The organism is uncultured Pseudoalteromonas sp. (assembly GCF_963922945.1).
Classification (GTDB): Bacteria; Pseudomonadota; Gammaproteobacteria; order Enterobacterales; family Alteromonadaceae; genus Pseudoalteromonas.
The window spans coordinates 25819-50890 of sequence record NZ_CAWUKC010000010.1 but is presented as its reverse complement, the minus strand read 5'-3'; the positions used below and the strand labels follow the sequence as shown (position 1 = coordinate 50890).

The window sequence follows — 25072 nt, the reverse complement described above, 5'->3', positions numbered from 1 at the left end:
CAAAACGTAAAAAGCACAAACCTAGGTTTGTGCTTTTATATTTTACGGCTAAATATTTATATTTTTTCCCAGTAGGGTTCGTCACCAAAGTAGCCACTAAAGTAGTCTATAAAGGCCCTTACTTTTGGCGCTAACAAACGCGAACTTGGGTAAACACTCCAAATAGCAGTGTCGGATGCAAGTGGGTAGTCTTGTAAAATTTGTACCAGCTCGCCGCTTTGTAATTTTTTATACGCACACCAGCTCGACATTAAGGTAATACCTAAGCCTTGCACACACGCATCGCGCACCGCTTCACCGTTGTCGGCTTGTAATACATTATTGGTTTTAATGTTTTGTGTGCCCTCGGGTGTAATGAACGACCATGTAGTTAACCCATGTAAATTAACGCAAGTATGACCTTTTAAATCTTGCGGCGTTTTTGGCGTGCCATGTTTTGCAAGGTAATTAGGCGATGCGCAAATTAAGCGTTTATCGCGGGCAACTTTTCGAGCTATAAGGGTTGAATCATTTAAGGAAGCATCGCGTATTGCTATATCAAAACCACCGCCGACCATATCAATAATGCTGTCGCTTAGGCGCAAATCAATGGTGAGGTCAGGGTATTGTTCAATAAATCCAGCCAATGCAGGAATAATATGCATGCGCCCGAACGAAGCGGGGGCGGTAATGCGTAATTTACCTTGTGGTGTTACGCTGCCAATCCCTACCGAGGCACGTGCCATTTCAATATTGGCAAGGACTTCTTCGGCGTGGGGTAAAAAAGCTTGGCCTTCTTCGGTTAACGACACTTTTCGGGTTGTACGGTGAATAAGTTTAACGCCGAGCGTTTCTTCAAGCTTATTAATTTGTGCACTCGAAACCGCAGCCGATAACCCTAACTCCTTGCCAGCTAAGCTAATATTGTGTGTTGTTGCGATTCTGACAAACAGATTTAAATGAGCAATGTTCATTATCAAATTTTTCAATAAACTGATTATTTAAATAACTATATTATCAATAATTAGTTGTGTAAATATACTAATTACTTATTCATTGTGACTTTTCCTGTGGCGCTTACCATGAGCGCCTTTTTTTTTCGATATTTTCTCGTTTTAATTTTTAAGTGAGCCTGCCTTATGAGCCGTAATACAGTATTACTTTTAAAGCATTTATTTAAGCAAACTTGGCCTATGTTGGTTGGGTTATTTTCTATTATGGGAAGCCAGCTGATCGATAGCATTTTTATAGCTAAGCTAGGCGCTGACCCACTTGCTGTTGTTGCCTTTAGTATTGCTATTTTTCAGGTTATTGTGGGAGTACAAGTCGGCTTAGGTATTGCTGCAACCGCGACTATCTCTACTGCACTAGGGGAAAATAAAGTTAACTATGCACGCTACTTAGGCAGCCTAATCGTGCTGATTGGCACTGTAATAGTAACGCTATTGTGCTTGGCGCTGTGGCTTTTTCAGCAGTCTATTATTTTAGCGCTGGGTGCAACGCCTTCTTTATTTAATTTAACCGAGCTTTACTGGCTACCTTGGCTAACAAGCTGCTGGCTTGGCGCGCTGCTTTATTTTGGTTACAGTATTTGCCGTGCCCATAACGAAACCTTATTGCCTGGGCGAATTATGGTGCTAACCAGTGTGTTAAATATAGCGCTCGACCCACTTTTTATGTTTACTTTTAATATGGGGTTAGCGGGTGCTGCGTGGGCCAGTTGTATTGCATTTGCAATAGGTTTGGTCGTTGTGTTTTACACACTTATAAAGCGAGAACTTATAACTTTTGGTGTTTTAAAAAACCGCACCGAGCAAGCAATGAAAGCCATTGCAAAAATGACGGCACCGGCTTTACTTTCTCAGTTTATTCCGCCTATTTCAGCCATGATAGTCACCGCACTTATTGCCGCGTATGGTGGGTTTGCTGTAGCAGCTTGGGGACTTGCAAACCGTATTGAATACATCGCAATTATTTTAATTTTAGCGCTTACCATGGCACTGCCGCCCATTGTGGGCAATTTAAAAGGGCGTGGCGAGCTTAAGCAAATAATGAACGTTGTAAAACTTGCTTGCGGCTTTGTGATTGGCATACAAATTTTACTCGCGGTTATTATGCTGTGTGTAGCTGACCCGCTTGCAAGTGCACTGAGTAATAACGGTGAGATTGTTGCTAACCTGGCAAACTACTTTGCATTTGTCCCCCTGAGCTACGCAGCTTTAGGAGTGTGTATGATCACGGTATCGGTATGTAACGCCTTAGGGTTTCCGACTACTGCGCTATTTATTTCAATATTGCGATTATTTTTGTGTTACTTACCACTACTTTGGTTAGGCTCGTATTTTTATGGCTTAACAGGGCTGTTTATTGGTATGGCCTGCGGTAATGTTATATCTGGTTATGTGGGCTGGCAACTATTTATGCGCCAATATAAACGATTAACAACGCAAGTTAATGCCGCTAACATCGATGTTTAGTATTATCAAAATTATAAAGAAAGTTATTCCACTATAATTGCAATTATCAAAACAGTTAAGTGCAATTAATATTCACCTTATAGAGTCATTGCTTAATATTTGCTGTGTTTAGATCAAGCAATGGCAATAAAAGTAGAGCTGCTTGAGGTGAATAACATGAAACTTTATAAATTGTTTTTAATAGCTATAACGCTACACGCAGGCGCTGCAACGGCTGCACAAGATTACTTTTCGATGAGCTATATTCAAGGTGAAGGAGACGTGCGAGGGGTTAAAGTGGCTTATCAATATGCCTTAGATTACCAAATAGAAGGCTTTGAAGAGCTCGAGATTTACCTAGAAGCCAATGCCAACTTTTTTGAATATGATGACCCAAAACGCTACGATGCTAATTTAGGCTTATCGCTCTCACCAGTTATTTTTTATCCTATTGGTAGCATTGCAGGGAACCGCGTTTTCGCCGAATTTGGGGTTGGTTTAAGCTTATTAGACGACACCAAATTTGCAGGTAAAAATATTAGCACCCATTACCAGTTTGAAGACCGCATCGGCATCACCATGAAATTTGGTGATAGTGAGCAACACAGCGTGTCGCTTAAATATTTTCATTATTCAAACGCAGGTATAAAAAAGCCCAACCCAGGCCTTGATTTTATCTCGCTAAGCTACTCACGCGCACTTTAAGTGAGTAGCCCAGCGTTTATAATATACGTAAAAATGCTACTAGGTCGGCTTGCTCTTGCTTTGTTAGATTAAGCTTTATAAGCAGGTCGGTGGTTTTGGGAAAATGTGGATCGTTTAGTTGATTTTTTCGTGGTCTGGGCCTTACTCCACCATGATTGTATAAGGCGACAATACCGGCTAAATCGTCAAATAAGCCGTTATGCATCCACGGAAATGTTTGCATTAACCCTAAAAGCGATGGCGTTCTAAATTGGCCAATATGCGCTGGATTTTGGGTAGCGTCAAAGCGCCCTTTATCTTCAAAACGGCGGCCGTAATAATGTAAACCTGTACCATGGAATTGGTTGTCGCTGAGCAAGGCTCCGTTATGGCAAGTCATACATTTGGCTTTAGTTCTAAATAAGTGAAGGCCGTTTAGTTCACTATCACTTAAGCTGCTAACAGCGTGTTGTGGGTTTTTATTAAGCTGCGTTAAAAACGTTTTATAGCGGCTATTTGGTGCGGCTAAGGTGCGCTCAAAGGCAACTAAGGCTTTTGCCATTTGCTCTGAAGTGAGGGTATTGCTATTAAAAGCGCGTTGATTTAATACACGGTAGCTTTTATCTTGATTTACCCGCGCTAAGGCTATCTCAGGGTCTAAGTCCATTTCAATTGGGTTTGCTATGGGCATGAGTGCTTGTTGCTCTGCGGTGCTTGCGCGGCCATCCCAAAAAAAGCTTTGCCACTGATCAATACCAAAAATAGCAGGGGTGTTACGTGTGCCTATTTTCCCATCAATTCCCACTGCGGTTGCGCGGCCATCATGAAAGCCTTTATCGCGTTCATGGCAGGTGGCACAGCTAACGGTATTATTACGCGAGAGCTGCACATCATGAAAAAGCTTGTCACCTAAAGCAACATGCTCAGGTTTAGGCGAGGCTACAGGCAAAAGCGACATGGGCTCTACACTTCTGCCGTCACTGGTCTGTATAGCAGGCCAATGTGCTTGGCCTTTGCTATACAGTGAACGTAAATCGTTACTACTTGTTGATTTGGCGTTTAAGCTAAATGAGCACAGTACAAAAATGCTTAATAACCTAATCATAGTTATAGCTCACTCCTAGCCAAAACATACGCCCAGGCTCAATACCCGATGCGCCTTCGTTTACTGTGTAAGTACGTGCATTCAGCAAGTTAGAAATATCTGCTCTTATTTCAACTGACTGGGTTTTTGTCAGGTTGTGGTTATAGCGCAGGCTAAGGCCTAGCATAGTTCTGGCACGAACTTCTTGTTCTTCGTATACATCAACAAGCGTTGACTCTACAGGGCAATTTGCACAGCTTTGTTCAAGGCTTATGCTTTCGCTTGCGCCAGTACTCACTGCGCTGGTGTAGCTATCACTAAAGGTTACGTTAAGGCCGGTGCTTAATGAATTGCTCCAATCAACATTCCAACCTAGCGCACCGGTTATAGGAGTGCCAAAGTTTGTACGAATTTGCTCAAGTTGTCCAAGCGCTACAAGCTCGCCGCTGCCACTTGCATTTACGTAGTAAACGAGTTCGTCAAGAGGGGTATTTTCAGCCGTGGCATTGTAGTCGTCGTTAGAGACTTTGTTTTCAGCGTAGGAGGCGTTAGCCCATAATGAATGGCTACCAAACTGCGCGCTCCACGAAATAGAATAGCGCTCTGAGCTACCATCACCTTCGTTGGTCATACGAATATATTTATAGCCATCGCTAGCAGCTTCTTCATCGGTAACCTGAGAAAATTGCTGATGCTTTTTACGTTTTACATATTTAAGCGATACATTCCCTGCTTTTTCAAATGAATGTGCAATACCTAGTGCGAGTTCGTCATCGTACGGGGTGTTTACATCATCAAAGCGGTATTTAAATGCGCCTGTATAGTTAGAAGGTAGCCACCCTTGCAGGTAACCGTTTTCAATTGGGCGATACTCTCGATATGAAAAACGCTGCTGTTCTTTGACTTTATAACCAATAATGGCAGAGTCGTAATAGCGATTAACGCCTGCGCTAATAATAGTGCGGTTATCGTTAAAAACATCGTAACCAAGTGATATACGTGGCGCAATATTATGATTTGCTAAAAAGTCATCATATTCGTAGCGCATACCTAAGTTTAGGTTTAGCTGCCCTAATGTGATGCTATCGGTTGCATAAAACGAGGCACGACTAAGTGTTACGTTAATGTATTCTGTAGGGGTGACTAAACGGCCATTAAAATACTGTGCTGTAGCGGTTACATTATTTGTATAGGCAGTAATGTGGGCTTGATTATTAAAATCAATTTCGCCGCCTAGTTGCGCTGCTAGCTCATCAATAGAAATAGTGGTTTGCAGCGCTTGGCAGTCCAGTGTGTAACCGCTGCAATTAAGTGGGGTACTCGCGCTAGACCATATAATAGGGGAGTCGTAGCTGTAGCTATTTTGAATACGCTCTCGCTCTACTTCTTGGCGAATAAGTTCAATACCGGCTTTAATGCGGTGCTCAGTGCCAGCAAACTCCAGCGTTTTAAAATCAAGGGTGTTTTTCCAGCTGGTGGTGTATTGGGTATTATCTAGGGCGCCATATCCCCCTTGGCGAGAATAACGTGTTTGAGCATCGCCTTGGTCGGCGTATTGCCCCCAATCTTTCCCTTTAGCTTGTAGCCAGCTATAAAAGTGCGCAGGGCCTTCTCGGCTGCTGTCACTCATACTAAAATTAAGATTACTGTGCCACGATGCAAAGTCAAAATGCTCGGTTAATGCCGCAACGGCGCCAATAGCACCGCCTTCTAAATGAAAGTCACTGTCTTTGGCATCTGTAATAAAATTATCAACTTCGTAGGGGGAGTACATGAGTGTTAAATCGAGTGCATCTACCCAGCCATTTCGGTAGCCATACTTCACAATCGCATTTATGTTTGTTCTGCTTTGGGTTTTTACTTCCCCTAGCGATAAATCACTGATGTCGCTGGTTAAGTAATTAACGCTCATCATTAAGCCATGGCGCTCATTAATTTGTTTATTAGCACGCAGGTTATAGCTAATTTTTTCGTACTTGGGCTCTTCAAGCGTACTTTGATCAACATTTTGCTGTGAACTGTCTTGATCGGCCTCTATAAAATGGTAACTCCCCCAGCTACTTTGATTCCCCCGCACGCCAAAACTAAAGCTGTCGTTTGCAAATACGCTTTTGGTTTTACTATCAACAATACCACCTGAAAAACCACCAAATTCAGCCGGAATGTTATGGTCGTAAACAGTAATAGATTCAACTATATCGGAGTTCACGTTCATACTTTGTACGCCACCCGACACATCGTCTGATGAAGAGCTTAATCGGCTGCTACTGGCTGGGTCTATGCGGTTATTGTAGTTTAATCCATCTAACGAAAACCCTGTTTGCCAAGGTTGCGCCCCTGAGATTGATATTTCTGGCGCGCTGATCTCAGCTAAGCTACCAATAGAGTAGGCTTCGTTACTTAGCTGTACGCCAGGGAGCAATGCAATTAGCTCATTTATATCGCCATTGCCTTTAGGTGTGGCGTTTATAAAATCACGATTTAAGTAAGAACGCCCAATAACTTCGGGTACTTCAATGCCTATGTACTGGCCTTTTACTTCAATGTGCTCAAGTGCTTCACAGCGCTCTTTTTGCTCATCTTTAAGTTCGTTACATGGCTGTGGTTTTGGCTCGGTCTGCTGTTGCTGCTCTGCGGCGTATACACCCTGAGAAAGCAAAAGCAGACACGCGAGGGTAGTCGGTGTCTGCATTTATTACGGCTCTTAGTTAAATACCTAGTGGGGTAGTGTCTTCGCTATCAATTACGCCATCGTTATCGGCGTCTTGGTCGGCAATTAACCCAGCTAAGGCTATGTCTTCATCGCTGGCGTTAGGTAAAAAGAAGTTAGGTAGGCCGTCGTGGTCGGTATCTACGCTTGCTATCGCTATGCCTTTAAAGTCATCGCGAGAGGCGACTAAGTTAGTCATGCCTATGTAAAGCTCAAGCTGATCGGCCTCGCCATTAACCCCGTTACTAATTAAGCTTTGTGCTTTGCTAATATCGTTAATTAACGTAAAACTGTTAACTAAGTCTTCCATATTGTCGGCAATAATTGTATCGGCAAAGCCCAAAATAAGAGGCTCAAGCGTATTTAAAAGCGTGCTAGCTTGTGTTTTTGCATTACTATAATTTGCTGAAAAGTCGCTAATGTTCGCTGCGTTTGAACCCATACTTGAAAGCATAGAATAACGTTCAAATTCACCTGTTTGCGCTTCTTCTAAGCCAATTACTTCGGCTTTAACAGTGGCTAAAATAGTTTCTAGCTGATCGCTTTTTAATGCATTTAGCTCAGGGGTTATTTCAGTAATCGCATCATTTAAAGTGGTATTTGCCAGTGATGTTTGGTTTGCATTAACTAAGTAACCTAAAGTTTCTAAGCGGGCTTCGAATCTGTCTTCGGTATCTTCATCTAGTGCAATGTAGCTAAGTAGTTGATTGTGTACACCAGCTACTTGCTCCGATAAGCCGCCTTTAATAAGCGATACTATTACTTGGTTATGCGCTGTAATTGATGAGTTATTACTTAGCGTGCGTATATCGCCATCATTAAGCGTACTAAGCATGCTTAAGCATTTATTAGCGGCATTTGCTGTATCGCCACCAACCTGCGCAGTTAAATCAACTAACAATTTACAGCCCTTTGAACCGGTTAAAAATGTGGTTGATGACTCTTTGCTTATGTATTCATCAGAGGCTAAAAAGTCGCCCGCATAGGTAAATATTTGCTGTGCTAAGTCGTTTCTGCCGGCTTCACTTAAAATTAGGCCTGTGCCTGGGACGTTATCAAGTTCGGTAAGTGCTCTAAAAAATTCGTTGTAATCACCATTTTCAGTAAAAAAGCTGCGAGCTTGTGCTGCGGCACTCGTTATATCTTCCCCTGCAAGTAGGCGGTTAGCTATATTAAAACCATACACTTGCTCTTGCGCGTTGTTTATATCGGTTTCGCTGTCTGACAGCGATATTGCAGGGTTTTCGTCGCTTTGGTATAAGCCTTCAATTAAGCCTGCTAAAAATTGAATCGGGTAGGTGTAGTTATCTAAAGTAGCGGCGCTATATGGCGATGCAGAATAGGCATAATTACTATCAAAACCAGTAGAGCCATACATAGCAAGTACTTGGTTAGTGTAATCTTTTGCCGCTTCAAATTCGCCAGCTCTATAAAGATATTGCGCAGCCCATGCCCCGTGCAACGTTTTGTATTGCTCGTATGGTTGGCCTTCGTATTCGCCGCTACGTACCAGCCTGTAACCCGCTTTTAGTGCAAGTTGCGCGTAGTTATTGGCAAGTAATTTAGCTTGTGTTAAATCGCTTTCATCTAGGCTTTGCGCATAGCTTTGTAGGGCATCATCTATTGATAAGCGTACGCCATTTAAAAAGTAGCCATAGCTTGATGTGTATTCGTCTTCGCGTACTTGCTCAGCGTATAACGAAATTGTGTTTAACAAATTACTTGCTTGTGAGACTTGATTAGCGCCTAGATAGCTTTTTACTAAAGAGTAAAGCGCTGATGCGTCTGATGAGGCAATATTATCGAAGCCTTTATCAGCTAAGTATTGGTTGTAGGCCGCCACCGCTTGGTCGCGGTAATCGTTTGCTTGTTCTGTTTGGCCTATTTCATCAAGTGCTTGCGCTACATCTTTTAGTGCCGAAGAACGTGCTGTTTGCTCGTTTATTAGTGCTAAATAGTCGTTAGCGGTATCTAAAAATCCTGCACGCGCATAGGCGGAAGCTTGGGTTGCGTATATATCGTAACGAGACAGTTCATCAGCAATATTGGCGCTTAGCTCATCAGCTTGTTTTAAGTGAGATAGGCTAGAGCTGTAGTAATAATTAAGTTTGTCTTCGTTAGTTACATAAGAAGGGCTTAACGAAATAATTGCAGTTAACGGCTCGCTAATTAGGCCATCGGTGTAACTAATTTCAAATTGCTCATCAATGCTGCTTAGTGTTTGTGCTTCATAGGTAAATTCACCTGTGGTGCTATTTATGCTCATTACGCCATTACTCGGTGGTGTAATTAAGCTAATAGTTACTGTGTCACCATCTAAATCTTGCGTAGTAATAATCCCTTGCGTGGTGGTTGAAGAGGTAACAAACACATTAGTGGTTAGTAGCTGCGGCGCATCATTAACATTTTCTACGCTAAAACGTACCACAACATTTGCGGTTAAGTTGCCATCGCTTGCGCTAATAGTTGCGCTATCTTCGCCATAGTAATTACTAAAAGGCGTATACGTAAATTCACCATTTGCTTCTACTGCTATAGTGCCGTTACTGGGAGCATTAGCCAGTGTGTAGCTAAGAGCATCGTCGTCGGTGGCTGTTACTTGAGCAGTAAGTGAAGTGTCTTCGTTTACAGTAAAGCTTAAATTAGGTTGTGCAAACTGCGGGGCTGTATTGCCAGAGCCGCCTCCACAGCCAGCTAAAGCAAGGGCGCATAGTATTGGGGTAAACTTAATTAGCTTGTTCATTATTGTTAATATAGAAAGTTAATGATGTTGCGAATGATAACGTATATCAATTAGGTTTAAAAGTTTAATCTCTATTTGTATTATAAATAGGTAATATTAGCTGGTGGTTTAAAATGTTCCTAAAAAGCAAAACCCTGTTATTAACAGGGCTTTATTATGAGTAAAAAAGGAGGTTAGTAAGAGAGGAATAGTTATTAGTTTAAGTCGCTAATGATAAGAAGCGGAAAATTTTTAACTGAACGAGGTTGCCAATTATTATAGCTAATATTGCTAATTCCAAAATAGTTAAGCACTTTAGGTGAGTACGTCCAACCACGAGCACGTTGCTTTATGGCAGCACTGCGTAAATTGGGTTTTAACCCAACAGTGAGTAAGTCGTGATTTACGTTTAATTTGTTGTAGAGAGCTTTTTCGCGCAGGCTTGCTTTATTAATGACCTCATCGTAATGAGCACGTAATTCTTTCCATTTTTGGCTTTTTTGAGGCTCTTTTAATTGCTTTACCATGGCATCAATATCACTATCTAACCACTTTGCTGAAGCTGCATCACCATGCCATCCAATAATTGCACCGGGCTCTATTATAGTTGGGTGCCCAGCAAGTAATACATAATTAGCACACGACGAAAAACAAAACTGCTTTATATTTACGGTTAATTTATGCGCCAAAATTAGCTCAGCTAAATCCATCCCTAAATCAATATTTCCGCCACCGCTGGTAATAGTAAAAGTATGAATAGTGGGGTTGTTTTTTAACAACTCAGCTGCCGTATTGTTATTTTGTTGGTTGATTTGACCACTATAAATAAGCGTTTTATCGTTTAAGGTGACTTTAGCCTGTAATAAAGTAGGAAGTATTAAAAAAAGAGTAAAAATTAATTTTAGCATGTGAGATGTGTATAAAGATTTTTGCCAAAGCCTACGTAAATTGGCAGAACGTGGCAAATATTAATTTATCTAAAGTAGTTAACCCCTTTTAACCCATCCTTAACCCTTGCCCTAATACACTGTGTGTAATGATGTAAATTAGGCACAGTTAAATGGTTTATTTTAAAAAGCGCTCAACGGTTTTATTGCTTGCACTTAGCTGCACGCTTGCTGCGTGTAGTAGCCAGCCAAGCTATACAGGTAATAGCACCGAGCAATCGCTAAAGCAGCATGCAAATTGGCAATACACACAAGAAGATGCAACCGAGGTAAGTTATATCACTGATTTAGTGAATATAGCGGGGCTTGATTCCCTTATTAACCAAGCCGTTGCAAATAACCCGTCGTTTAATCAAGTGCATGTGGCGCTAAAACTTGCCTATGCACAGCGCGACGTTACCGCAGCAAGCCAGTGGTTTAGCATCAATGCCGACTTTGACGCTCAGCGCAACGAAACAACTGGCACACAGTACAGCTCATCACTAGGGGTTAGCTGGGAGGTCGACGTATGGCAAAAAATTGCTGATAACGTTGCCGCGCAAGACATGACCATAGCTAGTAATCAGGCCACTTACCAAAGCGCTAAAGACACCTTAGTAGCCAGCGTGATACGCACGTATTTAAATATTATTTTACAGCAAGATTTACTCAACATAGAGCAGCAGCGTTTAACGGTTTTAGAAAATAACGAGCAAAGTATTGTTGAGCGTTACCAATACGGTTTAGGTGATTTAGAAGCCCTTGATACCGCGCGTACAAATACCGCCTCAACTAGAGCCACTATTGCCGATTACCAAGAGCAAATAGCGCAAGCAAAACGCGCTTTAGTATTATTAGTGGGCGTTGATAAACTTGAAAACTTACCATCTAGCGCTGTTTTACCTGAGGTTATGGAGCCGCTAAGTGCATTACCAGAGCAAGATTTAGCGCGTCGCCCCGACTTACAAAGTGCTTATTATAATATTCAATCTAAGCGTTATTTAGTGGATGTAGCTTATAAAGATTTACTCCCTAGCATTACGCTTTCGGCATCACTTAGTGATTTAGCAACCACACCCAGCAAAGCGTTATTAACCAGCCCAGTATGGAACTTACTAGGCAGTTTAAGTGCGCCGTTGTTTCAAGGTGGCGCATTGCGTGCACAAGTTGATATTGCAAAACTAAATGCCGAACAAGCGTTTTGGGAATACCAAGACACCTTATTAAGCGCTGTAAACGAAGTAGAAAACGCACTAGGGCAAGAGCAATCATTAACACAGCAGCAGCTTCAAATCAGTAACGCACTTGCCAGTGCTAAGCGTAGCTATAGCAACTACCAAAGCAAATACCAGCAAGGTTTGGTTGATATTTTAGACCTACTCACTGTGCAACAGCAGGTGTACGACCTACAAGCTCAGCTTAGCCAAATAAATTACACCCTTTTAACTAACCGTATAGATTTAGGCCTTGCTTTGGGCCTTGGAGCATCGTCATGAAAATTTCGCCAGTACCTGTTGTTGTAACTATCGTTGCCATTGTTTGCATAGGGCTTGCTATTTCATATAACGGCCAAAAAATGGCGCAGCAAGCAAATGGCCCTAAGCCTGAGCCGGCTAAATCTGTGGCACCCAATGTATCGGTTATTAACGCTGTGCCAAGTACGTATCAAGCCTATGTTAGCGGCCACGGTGAGGCTAAAGCACACTGGGCACTTAGCTTAAAAGCGCAAGTTAAGGGCGAAATAACGGGTATGAGTGAGCAATTTGCCACAGGTAATGTCGTTAAAAAAGGCCAAGTGCTTGCACAAATAGATAACACCGAATACTTACAAACAGTCGCGAGCGCTAAAGCCACATTGGCAGATGCCAAGCTTGCACTACAAGAGGAGCAAGACTTAGGAAACCAAGCAAAACGTGAATGGCAACGCTCGGGCGTTACCCAAGCGCCTAGCTCACCCTTAGTATTTAGAACGCTTCAGCTAGAAGCCGCTCAAGCAACGGCCGATAATGCGCAATACGCATTACAAACCGCACAGCGTGATGAAAAAAACACCCATATAAGTGCGCCGTTTGATGCTGTTATTTTATCGCGCGATATAGATCTAGGTACATATGTAAGCATTGGCGATACACTGGCTACATTAAATAGCACCGACAAAGTAGAAATTAGTGTGCCGCTTTCGTTAAGCCAGTGGCAAAACTTAGCAAGCGATAAGTCGGGTGAGGTTATTTTAAGTGATGTAACAACACAAAATCAGTGGCAAGGTTATATAGCTCGCTTTGAGCAACACCTTGATGACAGCTCGCGTCAGCGCAGTGTAGTGGTTGCGCTAGACAAACCTTTTGAGCAAGTAACACCGTTATTACCAGGTACTTTTTTAGCGGTGCAAATTGCGGGTAAAACACTTAATAACGTAATTAAATTGCCTGCATCAGCCGTATCGCAAGGTGGCTTAATTTGGTACGTAAATGAGCAAAATACGTTAGTAAGTGTTAAAGCACAAAAACTATTTGAGCGCGGTGATTACGTTTATATCTCACCTATTGAAGGGCATACCAATTTACGCGTTGTTGCACGCCCGTTAGTGAGCTACCTAAACGAAATGTTAGTAAACCCCGTTGTTGAGGAGATGCCATAATGAGCCCGCATCAAGCACCGCAATTACCTAATAATACTAACCCTTTGCACGGCATTATTAGCTGGTTTGCAAATAACTCAGTGGCCGCCAATTTATTACTCATTAGTGTAATAGTAATGGGGATAATGTCCCTCTCTACCTTGCGTAAAGAGGCGTTTCCAAGTCTTGAGCCGGATACTATTTCTGTATCGGTGGTTTACGACAGTGGTGACGCCCTGCAAGCAGAGGAAGGCATTGCGCTGAAAATAGAAGAAGCCCTTGAAACCGTACCGGGTATTAAGCGTATTACCTCTACATCAGATGCCAGCGGCAGCCATGTGAGCATAGAGAAAAAAACCGACTACTCGCTTGATGAGCTACTCACCGACGTTAAAAACCAAGTCGATGCTATAAACAACTTTCCGGCAGATGCCGAAGAGCCGGTGATCGACAAAGCCCGCAGGCAAGATCACGCATTATCTATACAATTATTTGGTGATGCCGATCGCCATACATTGCAAAGCCTTGGTGAGCAATTAAAAGCTGATTTATTAGCTAAATCAGGCATTAGCGATGTAGAGCAATCAGGCGTGCTTGCCCCTATGATGTCGATAGAAATCGACGAAGGTAAATTACAAGCCTACGGCTTAACCATTAGCGATATAAGTGAGGTGATTAACAACGAGTCATCAAGCCCGCTTTCGACTAGCTTACGCGATAGCAATAAGGTTATTCGTTTAAAGGCGGCCGACCAAGCTTATTGGCAGCGCGACTTTGCAAATATTGTGTTACTAACAACGCAAACAGGCACACAAATTAAATTAGGTGATGTAGCAACTGTTACCGACTCGTTCGCTGAAGATACCAACTCATTAAGCCGATATAATCAAAAAAATGCGGTTGGCATTGAAATTTTAATGGATGAAAACAGCGATATAACCACGATTGTTGAGCAAGCACACAGCGTAATTGACTCTTGGCACGAGCGCGGCTTGTTACCTCAAAATGTAGAGCTGGAGAGCTGGCAAGATAAAAGCACCATGATCACCGAGCGCTTATCGCTACTTACTAAAAATGCCGTGACCGGTATTATCATGGTGTTTGTAATTTTAGCGATATTTTTAAATGTACGCGTAGCTTTGTGGGTTGCGGGTGGCTTGCCATTTGTATTTTTTGGCACACTGTATTTTATGACCGACAGCTACACCGCGCTGACCATAAACGAAATGACCACCTTTGGTTTTATTATGGCACTGGGTATTGTCGTTGACGATGCCGTGGTGGTCGGTGAGAGCATTTACACGACCCGCAAAAAACATGGTGATACCCTAAATAACACGATTTTAGGCACCATGAAGGTGGCTGTACCTACCATATTTGGTGTATTGACCACGGTGGCTGCATTTGTGGCGCTTTCAAATGTATCAGGCAACCTAGGTAAAATTTACGCCCAGTTTGCAACCGTAGTGACGATTTGTTTACTGCTTTCGGTTGTTGAATCAAAACTTATTTTACCATCGCATTTAGCTCACATAAGCACTAAACGCCAGCTAAAATCGGGCATAAGCGGCTTGTGGTCAAAAGTACAGCACGGTGCCGACAGCGGTCTAAATTGGTTTAGCGCTAATGTGTATCGCCGCGTTATTGAATACTCGCTACGCTTTAGATATGCCGTAGTTGCGGCATTTATAGCCTTTTTTATATTGGTTGTTGGCATGCCTATGACCGGAGCAGTAAAGGTTGGTTTTTTCCCAAGTATTATCGGTGATACCGTGAATGCTGAGCTGGTGATGCAAAACGATGCAGCGTATGGGCAAACTAATAAAAACTTGTTGGCCCTTGAGCAAAGTGCACTTCAAGCTCAGCAAAATTTAATGGATAAGTACGACTCGCAAGAGAGCGAAATAACCAGCTTACAATTGGTTAGCAGCAGCGATACCAGTGGTACCGTTACGGTTGAATTACTGAACGAAGGCGCCTTTACAGCAAATGAATTTGCACAAGAGTGGCAACGCCTTGCTGGCATGCCTGAGGGCAGTAAAAAGCTACAAATATTGGCTACACGTAAAATGGTTGATAACTTTAAAGTAGAGCTAAAAGCATGGGATGACGAAACCGTTATAGCCGCAGGCGCATTATTTAAAGAGCGCTTGCAAAACACCGCTGGCGTTAATGGTATAGACGACAACTTAAACCCAGGTCAGCCACAGCTTAAATTTACCTTAAGCGCACAGGGGCGTGCTTTAGGTATGGATACGGCGAGCCTATCAGAGCAAGTTTTACAAGCTTTCGGTGGTGCAATTGTACAGCGCTACCAACGAGATAAAGACGAAGTAAAAGTACGTGTACGCTACCCTGAAAATGCCCGTAAAACACCGGCTGATATAATGCAGTCGCGTATTAGATTACCCGATGGCACCGTAGTGCCTTTGGTTAACGTAGCAAATATAAGCAGCGAATATCAACAAGATGAAATAACCCGTATTGATGGCCTACGTGCAATATATTTAAGTGCACAAGTTGATAAAAACGTAGTGGCTTCTAATGAACTGGTTGATAATTTAAGTCGAGATTTAGTACCTGAGATTACTAAGCAGTTCCCTAACTTAAGTATTCACTTTGCTGGTGAAGCCGAAGAGCAAGACGAAACCACAGGCTCAATGGGCACTATGTTTATAGCTGCGTTACTGGTTATTTACGTATTGCTGGCCATTCCGCTTAAATCTTACATTCAACCTATGTTGATTATGGTGGCAATTCCGTTTGGTATTGTGGGGGCTATTTTAGGTCATTGGTGGAACGACTTAACCATAAGCATACTCTCGTTAAATGGTATTTTGGCGCTAAGCGGGGTGGTAGTAAACGACAGCTTATTACTGGTTTCGCGCTTTAACGAGCTTGTAAATGACGAGGATATGAACACGCACGATGCCATTGTAGAGTCGTGTACAAGCCGTTTGCGTGCAGTAATGCTTACCTCAATTACAACGTATGCGGGCTTAGTGCCGCTATTAGGTGAGACCTCAATGCAGGCACAGTTTTTAATCCCTGCTGCGGCATCACTTGGCTATGGTATTTTGTTTGCTACGGTTATTACGTTAATACTTATTCCGGCCTTACTAATGATTCAAGTTGAGATTAAGCGCTTAATTGCCAATGTGGTAGACTTTTTAAGTGGAAAACGCATTCAAGGAGTAACCTCTTAATGATAAACGTACTACTGGTTGAAGACGATATAGACTTGGCAACAACAATTGTTGATTACCTCGATATAGAAGACATTGAGTGTGACCATGCAAGTAATGGCGTTTTGGGCTTAAATTTACTGCAAATTAATGATTATCAAATGATTATTTTAGATGTAAACATGCCCAAAATGGACGGCTTAACAATGTGCAAAACATTGCGAGAACAAGGTAAAGATATTCCGGTATTAATGTTGACCGCACGCGATAGCCTCGATAATAAACTTGAGGGCTTTGCCGCCGGTAGCGACGACTATTTAGTAAAACCCTTTGCCATGAAAGAGCTAGTAGCGCGGGTACAAGTGCTGGCAAAGCGCAAAAGTGGTGAGGCAAAACGCCTTACTTTAGCTAACTTAAATTTAGATTTAGCAAAACGCAGTGCCGATGTAGAGGGGCAAACATTAAAGTTATCGCCCATTGCATTTAAATTGCTAGAAACCCTAGTACGCCATGCGCCGCAGCCTGTTACGCGCAGTAGCATTATACAAGCTATATGGGGTGAAGAGCAGCCCGATAGCAACAGTTTAAAAGTGCATGTGCATCATTTACGTAAGCAATTAGAAGCAACCACACACCAAGTTACACTTGAAACCATTCCTAGTGTGGGCTTTGCAATAACAGCCAATGAAGGGCAGCCACAATGAAAATAAGGCCGAGTCTAAGGCTCTACTTTTTTGCCAGTATGGTGGTGCTTAGCTCTACTATGGCCACTGGCTTTTCGTTTTTAAGTGTCAATTACTTTATTGATGGTCTAGATAAAGGCTTAAACGGGGTAATGCTAAACCTTTCGCAAACTATTGATGTAAAAGCAGGAGAGCGTAAAGAGGTTGTTGGTTTTAATGTAGCGAGCCGCTGGGAAGATATGCCTGAGTCAATTCAGCAGCGTTTTAAAAAACCAACAGAGGTGGGGCTTTTACATAAAAGAAAAGATCAGTCGTCGATGTTTTCTATGCCGGAAAATTTATTTTTTGTGGTGTATTATCCAAACCCCGAAGGCGAGCCGCGTTATATATCGCGCATTATGCTCGAAAAAGACAAACCCCAATTACTCGCTAATATAGAGCCCGAACAACGCATGCTATGGATTGCCATTACAGGCATTGCTGCCATTGTGTTATTTGCGTTTTTTTTGTTTATGGTAATGAAAAAAATAGCCAAGCCAGTGGAGTCGTTAAGGGGTTGGGCTAAATCGTTAAACCAAACTAACCTGCAGCAAACACCGCCTGATTTTACCTATAACGAACTAAATACTTTAGCCACATTAATACGCAGCAGCTTACTTTCGGCGAATGAAAGCGTAGAGCGTGAGCAGCGCTTTTTAAGCTATGCCAGCCACGAGCTGCGTACGCCAATATCGGTTATTCGCAGTAACGTTGAGCTACTCAATCGGCTGAGCGAAAAAGCCCCGTTAAGTGATAAACAACAGCTTACACTTGAGCGTATAGAGCGTGCCGGTTTAACCATGAGCGATTTAACCGATACGTTATTATGGCTAAGCCGCAACGAAGATCAGCAAAGTAGTCCAGAACCTGTAAACCTGAGTGATAAAATAACGGCCCTAAGTAGTGAGCTTAATTACCTGCTTAATGCGAAGCACGTTGAGGTGGTTTTAAGCACCCAGCAAGAGAGCGTTATTACAACCGATGCTACTGCGTGCCACATTGTACTGACTAATTTAATTCGTAATGCCTACCAACATACCCAATTTGGCCAAGTACACATTACGCAGCAAGGCAGTAAAGTCACTATTGTTAATTGTAATAAGCAGGACGATGTCCCTAAAGGGATCTCGCCTTCAGCAAAACCCGCCAGTATAGGGTACGGACTAGGCCTGCAATTAAGCGAAAAAATAATTAAACGCCACGGCTGGGTTTACGATGTAAACGATATGCCAGGGCGCTACGAAGTGGTGGTTGATTTTAGTTAAGTTTGAAAGCGTATGAAAAAAATCGGCTTAACGTAATGAACGTTAAGCTGCTTTTTTGTAATTACTGATAGGATAATACTGGTAAATGATTACTCGGCCTCAGCCTGTTTGGTTTTTCTAAACATAAACTCAAGCGGAATGTGTAAGCGTTTTGCCCATGCATTTTCGGTGTGATCTTCACCCGGAAAGTACTGACTTTGCCAAAGTTTTACCGGATACTTGTGCTCCATAAATAAATCATCAATTTGTGCTTGTAACTTAGGGTACATAGCATCTAAGGTGCTGTCGCCGTAATCAAAGTATACTTTTTGGTTACTTAGATTTGCGATGTTGTTGGCAATGTAGTGCTTAAACTGGGCAAATACTTCGTCGTCGTGGCTAAAAATACCTGGCCAGTGGGTCGACATACAAATAGCGCCGGCAAATTCGTTAGGGTAATTAAGTAGTGTATACCACGATATAAGCCCACCCATGCTAGAGCCACCAATATAGCGGTGCTGCGCGCCTTTGTTTACGTTGTAGTTAGACTCTATATAAGGAATAACTTCTTTAACTAAAAAGCGTGAGTAGTTGTCTGAGTAGACGTTAGAGGCAAATAATTTGTGGCCTGGGTATTTTTCTAACTGGTATAGGGCGTTTTGCTTTTGCTTGCTTAAGGCCTCAAACGGTTGTTGTGGGTAGTATTCGCTGTGGCGGTTTTCTACGGCGTTTGGAATGCCTACCACAATAAAGGGGCGTACTTTGCCTTGCTCTATTAATGAGCCAGCTACTTCATCTACGCGCCACTCTTGCTTGTTCCATGTGCTATTGGCGTCAAACAGCATGCGGCCATCGTGCATGTAGAGCACGTCGTAAGTGGTGTGTTTGTTGTAACCTGGCGGTAGCCAAACATTTAAAAAGCGGTTTTTTACAAACTGTGATTTTATATTGTCGATTACCTCAATGTGGCCTTTGCTTACTTGCACATTGGCGGTGTTTGCATAGCTGGTATGCACTACAAATATTGATAAGCTAAACAGTAAAGCAACTAATTTCATTTTGGCGCCTTAGCATACAAAAAGTGCACTATCACAAGCTTGCGTTGTTAATTCAATGTGAATACGTATGCACGTGTTTTCAAGTACCCTATGCACCTTCATACTACTTTGTTTAATGTTCTTAGTATTGAGTAAGGAATAAATTTCAGCAAAAGTAAAAGCCATTTGATATATAAATATAAAATGGCTTTTTTAGGTTGGATTTAACGCAGGGTGAGCTGTTGATTTATTTCGTCAAAAATACCGGCATCGTCTATGGTGGATGGTATTTGTAGTTCATCGCCATCGACTAATTGGCGCAAATTTTTACGTAGTATTTTACCTGAACGTGTTTTTGGTAATCGCTCTACGCTGACTATTGTTTTAAGGCAGGCTATAGCGCCTATTTGGTTGCGTACTGTTTGCACAAGCGCTTGCTCTACATCGGTAGGGGAGCCGGTAAAGTCGTTTTTAAGTACAATCATGGCCATCGGTAGTTGGCCTTTTAGACTATCAGTAACGCCAAACACGGCACACTCAGCAACGGCGGGGTGCGAGGCGACTATTTCTTCCATTTCGCCGGTTGAAAGCCGATGACCCGCTACGTTTATTACATCATCGGTGCGGCCCATAATAAAAAGATAGCCATCGTCATCTATATAGCCACCATCACCTGATAAGTAATAGCCTGGATATTCGGATAAGTAACCGGCTTTAAAGCGTGCTGTATTTTGCCAAATGGTGGGTAAGCAGCCAGGCGGTAGCGGCAATTTTATAGCTACTACGCCTTGCTCGTTTGGTGCGCATTGCTCGCCTTGCATATTCAATATTTGCACATCAAACCCTGGGGTTGGCACGGTAGAGCTGCCAGGTTTTGTTACTAATTCTTCTATGCCTACGGGGTTGCAGGCTATGGCCCAGCCGGTTTCTGTTTGCCACCAATGATCGAGTATTGGCAAGTTAGTTTTTTCTTTTAGCCAATTGTACGTTGGTGGGTCGAGTCGCTCGCCTGCTAAAAATATGCGTTTTAAACTACTCGTGTTGTATTGTTTAAAGCCCTCGGCGTCTGGGTCTTCTTTTTTGATGGCTCTAAAGGCAGTGGGTGCTGTAAATAATGCATTGACTTGGTATTGTTCTACTACGCGCCAAAATGTACTGGCATCAGGTGTGCGCACTGGTTTGCCTTCAAACAACACGGTTGTACAGCGATAAATTAGCGGGGCATACACTATGTATGAATGCCCAACTACCCAGCCTATGTCTGAGGCTGCCCAGAATACCTCGCCGGGTTTCATGCCATAAACGGTTTCCATACTGTAGTGCATCGCAACGCCATGGCCGCCGTTTTCGCGCACTACGCCTTTGGGCGTACCTGTGGTGCCAGAGGTATACAAAATATAAAGTGGGTCACTGCCACTCACCGGTACGGGGTCTACGGCAATGGCTGTTTGCATTGCCTCATCCCAATTAATATCTCTTGTGGGGATAAGCGTGGCAGCTGTTTGTTCACGCTGGTAAATAATACAGTGATCTATTTTATGATTGGCAAGATCTATAGCATGATCAATCAGTGGTTTATATTCTATGACACTATCTACCTCTACACCACATGAAGCACTGAGGATAAGTTTAGGTTTAGCGTCGTCTATACGTACGGCAAGTTCATGAGCGGCAAAACCACCAAATACCACAGAGTGTATAGCGCCTAATCGAGCACAGGCGAGCATGCCTATGACAGCTTGAGGGATCATAGGCATGTAGATGACCACGCGATCGCCTTTTTGAATACCGAGTGATTGCATAACGCCAGCAAATTTAGCAACTTCTTGCTGTAACTCAAGGTAGTTATAGGTTTGTTGTGTGTTGGTAACGGGGGAGTCGTAAATAAGCGCGGTTTGCTCGCCAAAGCCTGCAATAATGTGTTGATCGAGCGCTAAAAAACAAGTATTTAGTTGGCCGTCATCAAACCAATGGTAAAGGCCGTCAGTGTCTTGTGAGTAGGCGTTTTCGGGCTTTTTATACCAAGGTATGCGCTTTGCTTGCTCAAGCCAAAATTGTGCAGGATTTTGTTTAAAGTTTTCGTATTGTTGTTTATATGGGCCTAACATAATGGGCTCCTAATACTAAATGTGTGTGAGAGACCTTACAAAAGGTAGGCTTTTTTTTAACCGATAGGTATTCGACTATGGTCGGCTAAAAGTTAATCAACACTTTGGATGTTTAAAATACAAAATTGACAATACAAAGCGTGTGGCTCAGCATGGCGAGCAATTAAAATAAGAGAAAACACAATATGAGTAACGTAGTAAGAGTAGGGGTTGCGGTTATTATAATGCGCCAAAACACTATTTTATTAGGTGAGCGAATAGGGTCGCATGGTGCAAATACATGGGCAACGCCTGGCGGACATTTAGAGTTTGGCGAAAGTTTAGAGCAGTGCGCAATACGTGAGGTATTAGAAGAAACGGGGTTAAACGTAAGTAAAATTACTAAGCTTGATTTTACTAATGATATTTTTAGCGCTGACAATAAACACTACATTACTTTATACGTAAAAGCCGATTACGAGGGCGGTGAGCCTGTACTAAACGAGCCTGATAAATGTATGCAGTGGCGTTGGTGCGATATTAATAATTTGCCCTCGCCACTGTTTACATCACTTAAAAACTACTTAACTACAACAACGCTTATGGCTTAGTTGATGGACTTAGCACTAGCTTTTTAAAACTCACTTGGGCGTAATCACCATTTTGTTTGTCGGTTGCCCAATCGCCCGTGCCTAAACAACCTGGGTACCAAATACCTTTAGCGCTTTTGGTGCTACATTGGTTATACGCACCCGCTTTAAAGTAGTGCCAATCGGCAGCATAGCCATTAGGGTGATCTTTTTCATCTACTTCGCCATAGGCATCTACGTTATTACCTAAGTTTATAGCGTAGTTAACGTCTTTTTTTCCTTGGGCGCTAAAGGTTAAGTACATCATGTTTTTATGCACGTTTACTGTGTAGCTAAAGTCTTCACCAAGCGCTATGCCCGCCACACCGGGATCGTCTGGGTTTTCCCAGGTGTTACCCCAAACAGGGTAAGTAATGTCGGTACGGTTAGGATCTTTTTTTGGTAAGTTACGTTCGTAGTTCCAAAATACTGATCCGGTTTTATGCCCAGGCCATTTTTTGTAATAAATTTTAAGCGGTTCGTTGCCCCAGCCAAAACCCAGTTTTGTGTCGATTAAGGCTTGATCTTTACCTGCATGAATTTGCCCAACCACCACAGAATATGCGGCTTTTTTACTCGGATCGTTTGCACGAAGTGCTACATGATCAACTTTGAGTGTGGCTTCCATTTTTCCGCCTACCGAGCCAAAACGCTCCGATAGCGGATGCACGGCTAAGGCAAAGTTATTTTTTGAATTTTTAGTTTTTATTTTGGTATTTGTGCCGCGGATCATTTGTCTCAACTCACTGCGGGTATTAGTAGAGTTGGCGCTGGTAAGTGCCTTATTTGGCGAGGTAAATACCATATAGCCTTGATCATCAAGATAGAAAAAATCAGGGTGAGCGTAAGTTTGAATTTCTTCGACGTCAATTGTATCTATTTTTCCATCGTTATTAAGATCGACAGGTACGTTAATTTTCCATTGTGATAAATCAAATTTTGACGCAGGTACTACGACATTACTATCAACAAGTGTGTTTGTGCTAGCACAGCCCATAAATAGCAAAGGGGTAATAGCAGCCAGTGCTGTGAGTTTAAAAGTAGATGTTAGATTTTTCATTGTTGTCTCTGTGTGATGATTTTAAAATAAACGATATTAACGTCGCTTAACTTTAATCTAACATACCAATTTTAAATATCAATATTACCAATTTTTTTGTTTGTATAATTTTTTAAGTGTTTTTTGGTTATACCAATGTGGTTTTTTGTTGCTGTTGTTTTTTGCGTTTTTTATTAAGGTGTTTACGCTGCGCCTTTTTTACATGCTTAACTATCCACTTTGTCATAAGGGGCATTAGCTCTGGTGCAAAATTATGGCCCATCCCCGGGACTACTCTTAACTTGGCTTTTTTTATTAGGCTTGCCGTTTTTTTACCAGCACTGACGGGGATTACCACATCATCGCTGCCATGAATTACTAATGTGGGCGTTTTAATTTTACGAATTAAATGTTGCCTGTTTTTGCTTGCGGCCATGGCAACAAGTTGACGTTTATACCCATCTGGATTGTGTGAGCGTGTTACCATTTGGGTTGCATGATGCCGCAGTGCATCTTCTGATTGCGGGTAGGCGGGGCTGCCAATAAGTTGATTTAATTTAATATTGTAATTTATAGCCTCATCAAGGTTGGCGGTTTTGGGCTTTAATTTGGCGAGCTTTATAAATACGCCAATGCTTTTTGCACTAAGGCGGGGCAAGCTTGAACTTGACATAATTGTGGTTAAACTGAGCACCTTTTTTTTATGCTGAGCTGCAATGAGTTGAGCAATCATACCGCCCATAGAAGCACCAACAAAATGCGCTTTTTTTATTTTTAGCGCCGCCATAAGCGCTAATACATCGTTTGCCATATCATCAAGTAAATAGGGCGTTTGCGCACGTATGGGCAGGCGTTTACTTAACCATGATTTAAATAAACTCGGGCTAGGGTGATGCTCTAAGTAGGTAGAAAGGCCCGTGTCGCGGTTATCAAAGCGTATAACCCTAAAGCCTTTTTTTACTAAGGTGTAGTAAAGCGAGTCGGGCCACACGGTCATTTGGGCGCCTAAACCCATAATAAGTATGATTGCGGGTGCTTTTTTATCGCCTTCGTCTTGGTAACTGAGTTTTATACCCTGAGGGGTTGTGATAGATCGCATAGCAAAGTAGCAGTGTTTGCGTTGCTAAAATTATAACCCCTATTTATTACAACTTGTTGGCAGTACTTGGTAAGGGCAGTTGCCACTTTTGTAAAATAGCTTGGTATTCGCCGGTTTCTTTTAGGGTGTTAAGTGCTTGAGTGATGGTGCTCGCGCTGTCTTTATCTATATTTATATTAGCGCCAAAATACAATTTTGAAGGGTAGCCGCTTAAATGAATCCGCTTAGTTATTAAATCTGGGTTTAGGCCTGATTGTTTTAATTCATTGTTTAGCGTAAGTGTGTTGGTTAGTACAAAGTCGATACGTTTTTTATAAAGCATTTGCCATAGCTGTTGATAGTAGCTTACAAGAACTAGATTTTTACCTTCTACAAAGCCCGCATTTTTTAAATATGTGGCACTTGAATAGCCGCGTATTGTAGCTACTTGGTAAAATTTTGCGTGGTTGAGGTGGCTTACCTCGTCAGTGTGGCTTTTTAGGCTGACTAGGTAAGCATCAGCAAAGTAAGACTCACCTAACCAGGTAAACTGTTTTGCTCTTATTGGGGTTTTTAACAACGAAAGGGCTACTGCATTTGGATTGCTTTTGAGTAAGCTAAAAATTCGCGCCATGGGAATTATTTCAAACTTGGCGGTTAGTTTTGTGTTTTTAAGGGTGGCTTTGGCTAAATCGACTAATGCGCCATCGGGTTCATTGTTTTGATTTATAAAATGATAAGGTGGTAGATCTTCAGCTACAAAGGTAATGGTCTGTGCGTTGCACATGGCGCTATAAAGCATAAAAACACAAATACTTAATACTATACGCACAAATTTAGCCTATTTTTTAATTATTATGCGCTCTAGTTTAA

The 25072-nt window shown here is 42.3% G+C and carries 18 protein-coding genes; 8 read left to right on the top strand and 10 right to left on the bottom strand.

The genetic code is table 11. From position 1 onward, the window contains the following. Window positions 1-56: 56 nt before the first annotated feature. Window positions 57-953 carry a LysR family transcriptional regulator gene (locus AABI99_RS04020; RefSeq protein WP_338363567.1) on the bottom strand — a complete coding sequence of 299 codons (897 nt, stop codon included), beginning with the start codon at window positions 951-953 and terminating at the stop codon, window positions 57-59. 165 nt (window positions 954-1118) lie between these two features. Here AABI99_RS04020 and AABI99_RS04015 point away from each other — a divergent pair, with 165 nt between their 5' ends. Together AABI99_RS04015 and AABI99_RS04010 are read left to right on the top strand one after the other, a co-directional pair. Continuing rightward, a complete protein-coding gene (locus AABI99_RS04015; protein WP_338363565.1) occupies window positions 1119-2456 on the top strand; it encodes an MATE family efflux transporter in 1338 nt (445 codons plus the stop codon). A gap of 156 nt (window positions 2457-2612) precedes the next feature. Continuing rightward, window positions 2613-3140 (top strand): acyloxyacyl hydrolase, encoded by a 528-nt coding sequence (locus AABI99_RS04010; RefSeq protein WP_338363563.1) that lies wholly within the window; start codon window positions 2613-2615, stop codon window positions 3138-3140. Window positions 3141-3156: 16 nt separating this feature from the next. Here the strand turns inward: AABI99_RS04010 and AABI99_RS04005 are convergent, their stop codons facing one another. The 4 genes from AABI99_RS04005 to AABI99_RS03990 form a co-directional block, all read right to left on the bottom strand. Beyond that, window positions 3157-4224: a cytochrome c peroxidase gene (locus AABI99_RS04005; RefSeq protein WP_338363562.1), complete on the bottom strand. Its 1068-nt coding sequence runs from the start codon at window positions 4222-4224 to the stop codon at window positions 3157-3159. Beyond that, window positions 4217-6895, bottom strand: coding sequence for a porin (locus AABI99_RS04000; protein WP_338363560.1), 2679 nt, complete (start codon window positions 6893-6895; stop codon window positions 4217-4219). Before AABI99_RS04000 ends, AABI99_RS04005 begins: the two co-directional genes overlap by 8 nt. A gap of 16 nt (window positions 6896-6911) precedes the next feature. Next, on the bottom strand, window positions 6912-9656 hold the full coding sequence (locus AABI99_RS03995; RefSeq protein WP_338363559.1) for a cadherin-like domain-containing protein: 2745 nt from the start codon (window positions 9654-9656) through the stop codon (window positions 6912-6914). A 194-nt stretch (window positions 9657-9850) separates the two neighbouring features. Beyond that, entirely contained in the window at window positions 9851-10543 is a 693-nt protein-coding gene (locus AABI99_RS03990; protein ID WP_082422740.1) for a hypothetical protein, read from the bottom strand. Window positions 10544-10695: 152 nt separating this feature from the next. Here AABI99_RS03990 and AABI99_RS03985 point away from each other — a divergent pair, with 152 nt between their 5' ends. From AABI99_RS03985 to AABI99_RS03965, 5 genes are read left to right on the top strand one after another with little or no spacing between them, the layout of a single operon-like run. Further along, window positions 10696-12057, top strand: coding sequence for a TolC family protein (locus AABI99_RS03985; RefSeq protein WP_338363557.1), 1362 nt, complete (start codon window positions 10696-10698; stop codon window positions 12055-12057). Beyond that, window positions 12054-13199, top strand: coding sequence for an efflux RND transporter periplasmic adaptor subunit (locus tag AABI99_RS03980; RefSeq protein ID WP_338363555.1), 1146 nt, complete (start codon window positions 12054-12056; stop codon window positions 13197-13199). Before AABI99_RS03985 ends, AABI99_RS03980 begins: the two co-directional genes overlap by 4 nt. Then, window positions 13199-16384, top strand: a complete 3186-nt coding sequence (locus tag AABI99_RS03975; protein WP_338363553.1) for an efflux RND transporter permease subunit — start codon at window positions 13199-13201, stop codon at window positions 16382-16384. Before AABI99_RS03980 ends, AABI99_RS03975 begins: the two co-directional genes overlap by 1 nt. Then, window positions 16384-17067 carry a response regulator transcription factor gene (locus tag AABI99_RS03970; protein WP_338363551.1) on the top strand — a complete coding sequence of 228 codons (684 nt, stop codon included), beginning with the start codon at window positions 16384-16386 and terminating at the stop codon, window positions 17065-17067. The genes AABI99_RS03975 and AABI99_RS03970 overlap by 1 nt, the downstream gene beginning before the upstream one ends. Further along, window positions 17064-18350 carry a HAMP domain-containing sensor histidine kinase gene (locus AABI99_RS03965; RefSeq protein ID WP_338363548.1) on the top strand — a complete coding sequence of 429 codons (1287 nt, stop codon included), beginning with the start codon at window positions 17064-17066 and terminating at the stop codon, window positions 18348-18350. The genes AABI99_RS03970 and AABI99_RS03965 overlap by 4 nt, the downstream gene beginning before the upstream one ends. An 89-nt stretch (window positions 18351-18439) precedes the next feature. Here AABI99_RS03965 and AABI99_RS03960 read toward each other — a convergent pair whose 3' ends face one another. Together AABI99_RS03960 and AABI99_RS03955 are read right to left on the bottom strand one after the other, a co-directional pair. Continuing rightward, window positions 18440-19387, bottom strand: a complete 948-nt coding sequence (locus AABI99_RS03960) for an alpha/beta fold hydrolase (RefSeq protein WP_338363547.1) — start codon at window positions 19385-19387, stop codon at window positions 18440-18442. A gap of 203 nt (window positions 19388-19590) precedes the next feature. Next, the gene (locus AABI99_RS03955) at window positions 19591-21474 is read right to left on the bottom strand and encodes a propionyl-CoA synthetase (RefSeq protein ID WP_338363545.1); all 1884 of its coding nucleotides are present in this window, start codon (window positions 21472-21474) and stop codon (window positions 19591-19593) included. A gap of 185 nt (window positions 21475-21659) precedes the next feature. Here AABI99_RS03955 and AABI99_RS03950 point away from each other — a divergent pair, with 185 nt between their 5' ends. Beyond that, entirely contained in the window at window positions 21660-22064 is a 405-nt protein-coding gene (locus tag AABI99_RS03950) for an NUDIX hydrolase (protein ID WP_338363542.1), read from the top strand. On the opposite strand, the gene AABI99_RS03945 is transcribed toward AABI99_RS03950, so the two are convergent. The 3 genes from AABI99_RS03945 to AABI99_RS03935 form a co-directional block, all read right to left on the bottom strand. Further along, window positions 22054-23142: a polysaccharide lyase family 7 protein gene (locus AABI99_RS03945; RefSeq protein ID WP_338363541.1), complete on the bottom strand. Its 1089-nt coding sequence runs from the start codon at window positions 23140-23142 to the stop codon at window positions 22054-22056. The genes AABI99_RS03950 and AABI99_RS03945 overlap by 11 nt on opposite strands. 127 nt (window positions 23143-23269) lie before the next feature. Continuing rightward, complete coding sequence (locus AABI99_RS03940) at window positions 23270-24220, bottom strand: alpha/beta hydrolase (protein WP_338363539.1); 951 nt, start codon at window positions 24218-24220, stop codon at window positions 23270-23272. 46 nt (window positions 24221-24266) lie between these two features. Then, the gene (locus tag AABI99_RS03935) at window positions 24267-25001 is read right to left on the bottom strand and encodes a transporter substrate-binding domain-containing protein (RefSeq protein WP_338363618.1); all 735 of its coding nucleotides are present in this window, start codon (window positions 24999-25001) and stop codon (window positions 24267-24269) included. Between the last annotated feature and the right edge of the window lie 71 nt (window positions 25002-25072).

Excerpts from the sequence above, each read along its gene's own strand:
- AABI99_RS03985 (WP_338363557.1), top strand. The coding sequence starts at position 10,696 with ATGGTTTATTTTAAAAAGCGCTCAACGGTTTTATTGCTTGCACTTAGC.
- AABI99_RS03990 (WP_082422740.1), bottom strand. The coding sequence starts at position 10,543 with ATGCTAAAATTAATTTTTACTCTTTTTTTAATACTTCCTACTTTATTA.
- AABI99_RS04015 (WP_338363565.1), top strand. The coding sequence starts at position 1,119 with ATGAGCCGTAATACAGTATTACTTTTAAAGCATTTATTTAAGCAAACT.
- AABI99_RS04010 (WP_338363563.1), top strand. The coding sequence starts at position 2,613 with ATGAAACTTTATAAATTGTTTTTAATAGCTATAACGCTACACGCAGGC.
- AABI99_RS03940 (WP_338363539.1), bottom strand. The coding sequence starts at position 24,220 with ATGCGATCTATCACAACCCCTCAGGGTATAAAACTCAGTTACCAAGAC.
- AABI99_RS04005 (WP_338363562.1), bottom strand. The coding sequence starts at position 4,224 with ATGATTAGGTTATTAAGCATTTTTGTACTGTGCTCATTTAGCTTAAAC.
- AABI99_RS03960 (WP_338363547.1), bottom strand. The coding sequence starts at position 19,387 with ATGAAATTAGTTGCTTTACTGTTTAGCTTATCAATATTTGTAGTGCAT.
- AABI99_RS03965 (WP_338363548.1), top strand. The coding sequence starts at position 17,064 with ATGAAAATAAGGCCGAGTCTAAGGCTCTACTTTTTTGCCAGTATGGTG.
- AABI99_RS03945 (WP_338363541.1), bottom strand. The coding sequence starts at position 23,142 with ATGAAAAATCTAACATCTACTTTTAAACTCACAGCACTGGCTGCTATT.
- AABI99_RS04000 (WP_338363560.1), bottom strand. The coding sequence starts at position 6,895 with ATGCAGACACCGACTACCCTCGCGTGTCTGCTTTTGCTTTCTCAGGGT.
- AABI99_RS03995 (WP_338363559.1), bottom strand. The coding sequence starts at position 9,656 with ATGAACAAGCTAATTAAGTTTACCCCAATACTATGCGCCCTTGCTTTA.
- AABI99_RS03975 (WP_338363553.1), top strand. The coding sequence starts at position 13,199 with ATGAGCCCGCATCAAGCACCGCAATTACCTAATAATACTAACCCTTTG.
- AABI99_RS03970 (WP_338363551.1), top strand. The coding sequence starts at position 16,384 with ATGATAAACGTACTACTGGTTGAAGACGATATAGACTTGGCAACAACA.
- AABI99_RS03935 (WP_338363618.1), bottom strand. The coding sequence starts at position 25,001 with ATGCTTTATAGCGCCATGTGCAACGCACAGACCATTACCTTTGTAGCT.
- AABI99_RS04020 (WP_338363567.1), bottom strand. The coding sequence starts at position 953 with ATGAACATTGCTCATTTAAATCTGTTTGTCAGAATCGCAACAACACAC.
- AABI99_RS03980 (WP_338363555.1), top strand. The coding sequence starts at position 12,054 with ATGAAAATTTCGCCAGTACCTGTTGTTGTAACTATCGTTGCCATTGTT.
- AABI99_RS03955 (WP_338363545.1), bottom strand. The coding sequence starts at position 21,474 with ATGTTAGGCCCATATAAACAACAATACGAAAACTTTAAACAAAATCCT.
- AABI99_RS03950 (WP_338363542.1), top strand. The coding sequence starts at position 21,660 with ATGAGTAACGTAGTAAGAGTAGGGGTTGCGGTTATTATAATGCGCCAA.